Annotated in this window: 6 protein-coding genes; all 6 read left to right on the top strand. The window is 58.2% G+C overall.

What is annotated here, in order from left to right:
* Positions 1-235 (top strand): MarR family winged helix-turn-helix transcriptional regulator (locus tag QJ48_RS31675; RefSeq protein WP_157261822.1); only part of this gene is annotated, 235 nt, incomplete at its 5' end.
* A gap of 46 nt (positions 236-281) precedes the next feature.
* A complete protein-coding gene (locus tag QJ48_RS31670) occupies positions 282-935 on the top strand; it encodes an efflux RND transporter periplasmic adaptor subunit (protein WP_054977319.1) in 654 nt (217 codons plus the stop codon).
* A 33-nt stretch (positions 936-968) separates the two neighbouring features.
* Positions 969-2,543, top strand: coding sequence for a DHA2 family efflux MFS transporter permease subunit (locus QJ48_RS31665; protein WP_054977318.1), 1,575 nt, complete (start codon positions 969-971; stop codon positions 2,541-2,543).
* 58 nt (positions 2,544-2,601) lie between these two features.
* Positions 2,602-3,840, top strand: a complete 1,239-nt coding sequence (locus QJ48_RS31660; RefSeq protein WP_054977317.1) for an efflux RND transporter periplasmic adaptor subunit — start codon at positions 2,602-2,604, stop codon at positions 3,838-3,840.
* Positions 3,841-3,886: 46 nt separating this feature from the next.
* Positions 3,887-5,626 carry a hypothetical protein gene (locus QJ48_RS31655; RefSeq protein ID WP_054977316.1) on the top strand — a complete coding sequence of 580 codons (1,740 nt, stop codon included), beginning with the start codon at positions 3,887-3,889 and terminating at the stop codon, positions 5,624-5,626.
* Positions 5,627-5,841: 215 nt separating this feature from the next.
* The coding region (locus tag QJ48_RS31650) for an NAD(P)-dependent oxidoreductase (protein ID WP_272948174.1) at positions 5,842-6,495 on the top strand (654 nt) is incomplete at its 3' end.

The following is a 6,495-nucleotide window of genomic DNA, read 5'->3' as shown; positions in this document are numbered from 1 at the left end:
CGCGACGACGATCGCGGTGAACCGGCTGGAGCAAGCCGGCTTTGTGAAGCGGACCCGGGACGCTGCAGATCGCCGCGTCGTTTGGCTCGAGCCGTCCGATGAGGCGGTCAATCACATGAAGGAATTTCGGCTGTTCAAACAAGAGCTGCTGATGCAAATGTTCGGCGGCTTATCGGAGGAAGAGACGGAGCAGTTTATCGCATTGGTCCGCAAAATGATCTCCACGCTGGCTTAAGCATGCAGACACCGAAACGGGACCTTAGGAAAGGAGCTTCATCCGAATGAAGAAAAAGATCATTATGCTGACCGTACTGGCTTTGGTGCTGGTGGGGGGAGGGACCGCCGGTGCGTACTACTACAATATCGCAAGCAAATACATAACGACGGAGGATGCGAAAGTGCAGGGCGATCTGCGCGCCATCGGCTCGCTGGCGGCCGGGAAGCTGATCGAGTGGCGCTACAAGGAAGGCGACTCGTTCGGCAAAGGCGACGTGCTCGGCATTGTGGAGACATCGCCGGCCAAAGGAACGACCCCGGCCACGACGGCGGAGATCATCGCTCCGAATGCCGGAACGATGATTCAATCGAACGCGGTGAAGGATCAGACGGTTGCGCCGGGCGGGACGCTAGCTTTGAGCGCCGATCTGAATCAGCTGTACGTGACGGCCAATTTACAGGAAACGGAAATCACAAGTGTTCAAGTAGGCAACAAAGTGACGATCCGGATCGACGCGTTCAAGGATACGGAGTTTACGGGACGGGTGGAGCGGATCGGCCTCGGGACTAACTCTTCTTTTTCCCTGCTTCCTTCCTCTAACGCCAGCGGCAATTATACGAAGGTGATTCAACGGATTCCGGTCAAAATCGCACTGGACGATTTCCAAGGAAAAAGGCTCATTCCGGGTTTGAATGCAACCGTCAAAATCGAGAAATAGGGGCATCCGGGAACGGAAGGAGGAACACTCGGAATGAACGACCAAGCCACAGATCAGGCTAAAGCCTCTTCCAAAGGGTCCGGACTTGCCATGCTTGCCATTATTCTCGGCGTCTTCATGGCTATACTCGATACGAGCATCGTCAACGTGGCGATCCCGAAAATGATGAACGTTTTCGGCGTCAGCCAATCGCAGATCGAGTGGGTCGTTACGGCTTATTCGCTGGTCGGCGGGGCGCTCGTGCCGGCGACGGGCTATCTGGGCGACCGCTTCGGCTATAAGCGGATGTATGTCATTTCGCTTGTTATTTTTACGATCGGCTCCGGATTGTGCGGCATCGCATGGAGCAACGAAAGCATGATTGTATTCCGGATCATTCAGGCCATCGGCGGCGGCGCGATGATGCCGATCAGCATGTCGATGATCTTCCGCATGTTCCCGGTCGAGAAGCGGGGCATGGCGATGGGACTGTTCGGGATCGCGATCATGTTCGCCCCAGCTACCGGCCCGACACTGAGCGGCTATATCGTCGAATATTTGGACTGGCGGCTTATTTTTACGATCAACGTGCCGATCGGGATTGTAGACATTTTCCTGTCCATGGCCGTGCTTCAGGAATTTAAGATGGAGGTCAAGAAGCGGTTCGACGTCTGGGGATTTATTACGTCGAGCACGGGGCTGGCCACGCTGCTTTACGGCATCGGCAAAGTGTCGGAGAAGGGCTGGGGCGACGGCGAAGTCATCGCTTTTATCGCCATAGGGGCCGTTTTCCTCGTGGCCTTCGTCATTTTGGAGCTGACCGTGAAGGAACCGATGCTCGATTTAAGCCTGCTGAAAAACGGCATGTACACGTTGTCGCTGCTCGTTTCGAGCCTCGTGACCGTCATCATGATGGGGATGCTGTTTTTGCTCCCGATTTTCCTGCAGAACATTTCGGGCTTGTCTGCGGTCGAGACGGGCTTAATATTGCTGCCTCAAGCGATCGCTTCCGGCATTATGATGCCGATCGCCGGCGGCTTGTTCGATAAATTCGGGGCGCGTCCCTTGGCGGTCATCGGACTGCTGATTACGGCGGTGGCGCTGTTTCTGACCTCGAATCTGAGCATGGAAACCTCGCGAGCGACGATCATTTTCTGGCTGACGCTTCGTGCGGTCGGCATGGGGCTCATGATGATGCCGGTACAGACCGTAGGCATGAACACCGTGCCGATGGAGAAGGTCGGTCAAGGGACCGCGCTTTCCAATACGATCCGGCAGGTGAGCGGAGCGTTCGGCATCGCCTGGTTGTCGCTGTTATTCGGTGACCGGAAAGATTTTCATACGGCTTATTTGTCCGATCAGCTGAATATGGTATCGACAACGGTGATCGACCAGGTGACGAAAATTCAAAATCAGTTTATCGTGATGGGGCAGTCGGCCGCGCAGGCCAAAATGAGCGCCCTGAACTATATCGGAGGACAGGTGCAGATTCAATCGACGATCATTGCGCTGGACGACGTCTTTTATTTGACCGCCGGACTTTCGCTGCTTGCCGTTGTTCTCAGCCTGTTTCTCAAAGGCGCAAAAGCCAAAGGCGGGGCCGGCGGCGTGCATATGATGGGCGAATAAATACAACAGGACGAACGGACGGCCGAACGTTCGGCAAAGCAAAGGAGCGGGGAAATCCATGACCTACAATAATAATGAAACCGCCGGTTGGAAGCGGAGCGCGCTGGCCGGGCTGGCGATTTTGCTGACCGTCGTCACAGCGGCGGGCTGCTCGACGGCGAACGCGGGGGAGAGCGGGCCCAAGCCCGTGAAGGTGGCTGCCGTCTCGAAGATGCAGTTGGACGGTTCGTCGGAGCAGGACGCCGATGCGGTTCCGTCCTCGCAGGCCAATGTCGTTGTGAAAACGAACGGCGACGTGGCGGAGCTGCTCAAAAAACGCGGGGACGCGGTCGCGGCGGGCGAAGTGCTGTTCCGGCTCGATTCCACGGATGCCGTCCGCAACAAGGAGAAAAACCGGTTGTCCCGGCAAAACCTCGAATCGCAATTGGATAAAACAAGCAAGGATATTGCCACCAATAAAGGCGTCCTGAACAACACGATCGAGAAACTGGAGCTGCAGATCGCCGATCTCGAAAAGGCGTACAATAACGCGCGCAACGACTACGATGCGGGCACGGCCCCCAAATCGCAGATGGACAAGGCGGAGACCCAGCTGAAAACGGCCCGTCTTGATCTGGACACGTCGAAGAAGCAGCTTGCGAATCTGGAATCGACCGATCCGCTCGCTCCGCTGCAAATCCAGATCGAAAGCACGGATCTGGCGCTGCAGGATATCGAGAAAAATTTGTCCGACTTCGACGTGAAGGCGCCGATTGGCGGGCTGTTGACGGACCTGTTTCCCGAGCAGGGCGTGACGGTTGCTCCCGGGTATGTCGCGGGCGTCATTCAGCAGATCGATCCGATCAAGCTGCATGCCGACGTGACCGAGACGACGGCGAAGCTGGTCCGCGGCAAAAAGGATATTCCGTTCGTCATCCAAGACACGGGCGAGAAAATGACGGGGAGCGTCGCCTATATGGCCGATGTGATGAGCCCGCAAAGTAAAACCTATGTGCTGGAGCTGACCGCGCCTAACCCGGACCGGAAGCTGAAGCCGGGCATGCGGGTGAAGCTGCAGCTCGGCAGTGATGCGAAGCAGGAAGCGCTGACCGTTCCGGCTTCGGGCATCGTGAAGGAAGGGAACGATAACTTCGTCTTCGTGCTGGCAGGCGACCATGCCGAGAAGCGCAAGGTAACGCTCGGACGGGAAAGCGGATCGAACCGGGAGGTGCTCGGCGGGGTGAAGGAAGGCGAGCAGGTGATCGTATCCGGGCAGCGGGAGCTGAAGGATCAAGACAAGGCGGTTGTCCGCAATTGATAGCGCGCCGACAAACGAACGACTTACGAATAATGGAGGACATCCTATGCATACATGGAAAAGAGTAGTTTCAACGGCGCTGATTGTGTCCTTGGCCTTGTCTTTTCAAGGAGCCGTACGGGCGGAAAATCCGCAGCCGGCCGTCGATGTGCGGTATCCGGCCGTGCTGTCCGGTCCGATGCAGGTGAAGGTGAAGAGCCTGCTTAGCGAACGGGCGAACGGCGGCACGCGCATCGGCGTCGTCGTGAAGATGTATAACGTCTGGGGGAGTGCGGCCCGCGTGCCGGATTACGAGCTGCGCGTCGTCACGTCGTCGGGCACCAGCTATGTGCTTAAGCCGAGCGGAGACAATCCCGGCTCCGTACCGGCTTCCTCTTCGGTCGATCTTAACTATATGGCGCAAATCGACCGTTCCGATGCCGTGCAGCCGACCGATCTCGTATGGGTGGACGTGAACAAAGACGTCTATCCGAAGGTGGAAACCTCCATGCTGAAGCTGCCGGTCAGCAGCTTGGTCTGGTACGGGGACGCGGCGGATAACGGTTCGATTCCCGTTAAAGCATGGGGAACGCCGTTTGCCATCCCGGGAATCGAATCTTCCTTGGAGTATACGCCGGTCGGCTTGACCAAACAATTCAAGGAGGGGGCGCCCGTCGAGCTGCTTCAACTGCTGGTAACCAATACCGGTACCCAGACCGAGACGGTTCCGGCGTTTACGGTGGACGGCAAGGCGGCAGGTCAAATTTATAAAGGGTCCCGCCAGGATCAAGCGGCCGTCAGCGTCGATCCGAAAGAGAAAAAGTACTTATATATCTCGATTCCTTACGAAGCCGACAAGCCGCTCGAAAGCTTGACCGTGCAGACGCTGAATAGCTACAAAGTTCCGAATCGGACGGATGCGGCGGCAGCCGTCAGCTATTCCGTCGGCCGGCTGCGCATAACGCTTCCCGAGACGCAGCCCGGCAGCCCAAGGGCGCTTCCTACGGTGGAAGGCTTCGGCACGCGGCTTGCCTTCGATCCGCTGAACAGCGCGGTGCATCCCGACCTCGCCGTATCGGTAGTCGACTTCCGGCTGTACGAAAACAAAGGGCAGAGCTACCAGACGGGCGTCGTGAAGCTGAAGCTGGATAACCGCAGCGACAAGCCGCTGCCGGTGCCTCAACTGGCGGCGGAGCTGATCGGCGCAAGCGGCTCTTCGTACACGGGCAGCCAGCAAAAGACGGCGGCGCAGGAGGTGCTGCCCGGAACGGCGTACGTGATGAATTACACCTTCATGCTGCCGCTTGCCGGTGACGGGGAACGATTTACACTGAAATTCAGCGATAGCAAAACCGCCGCACCGTATAAAACGGCAATCGGACAGGTTGGCTTGAACGTGAATCAGACGAAGAACGAGGAAGGGGCCGTCTTCTTCTATCCGTACGAGCTTAAAGTGAAAGATTGGTGGCTGGCGTATACGACCGGTACGAACCCGGTCACGAAGTCTTATACCTATACGTACAAGCTGAAGTGGAACGTCGATTTGAAGACGACCGAGCCGGTCATCGTGGATGCCGGCTATTCCAAGCTGCAGCTGGTGATCGAGGGCAGCGACACCCGCGAAGTCGCCAGACAGACGCTCAGCTTGACGGGCGAGGGGCGCGTAGAGAACGGCGAGCAGTCGATTTACTTTACCGACACGCCGTCGGACCAATTCGATCATCCGCTGACGATGCGGGTATATGAAACGGTCGACACGCCGTACGGTCCGGCCCGCCGGCTCATCGGGACGCTGCAGCAGCCATAACCGGACACGGTTTCACGCTTGCCACAAAGTTCCGCTTGCAAGGTCTTGAGAAGACTTGCGGGCGGGACTTTTTTCGTTGAAGGATGAAGCGGAAAGCGTGAGCGGTTTCAATTTACGCCTTACGGAAAAAGCGGTATGATGAAGATAATTGGGTCAAACTTCGTCCTGTCGGATGATCGGGCGGATAGGGACTTTAGGGCTGATGGAGGTTTGGAATGGAGCAGATTGTCGTACTCGACGGCTATACGCTGAATCCCGGCGATCTGAGTTGGGAAGGGCTGGAACGATTGGGATCGGTTGCTCTGTACGACCGGACGCCGGTCGAGGAGATTGTAGATCGGGCAAAAGACGCCGGCATCGTGCTGACGAACAAAACGCCGCTGTCTGCAGATACGATTGCGCGGCTGCCGAACCTTCGTTACATCGGGGTGCTGGCGACGGGATACAACATTATCGATACCGAAGCGGCGGCGGCGCGGGGCATTGTCGTCACCAATGTGCCGGCTTACGGCACGCATGGGGTGGCGCAGTTCGTGTTCGCCCTGCTGCTGGAGCTGTGCCAGCGCGTCGGGCGGCACGACGAAGCGGTGAAATCCGGGGAATGGAGCGCTTCCCCGGATTTCACCTTCACCAAGACGCCGCTCGTGGAGCTGGCGGGGAAAACGATGGGCCTGATCGGGCTCGGCCGCATCGGGCGGCAAACCGCGCGCATCGCCGAAGCGTTCGGCATGCGCGTCATCGCCGTCGGCAGCGGACGCACCCAGCCCACCCCCGCGGGGTGGGGTGGCATGGGGGGCGCCGCCGGAGCTGCCGCCGCAGGCCGGCGTCCTCCGCCAGCACAGCCCGCCCCCGCCCCCCGCGCACGGGCG

The organism is Paenibacillus sp. A3, from assembly GCF_001399685.1.
GTDB lineage: Bacteria > Bacillota > Bacilli > Paenibacillales > NBRC-103111 > Paenibacillus_G.
Note: the sequence above shows the minus strand (reverse complement) of the source record. Positions and strands in the feature narration are given on the sequence as shown.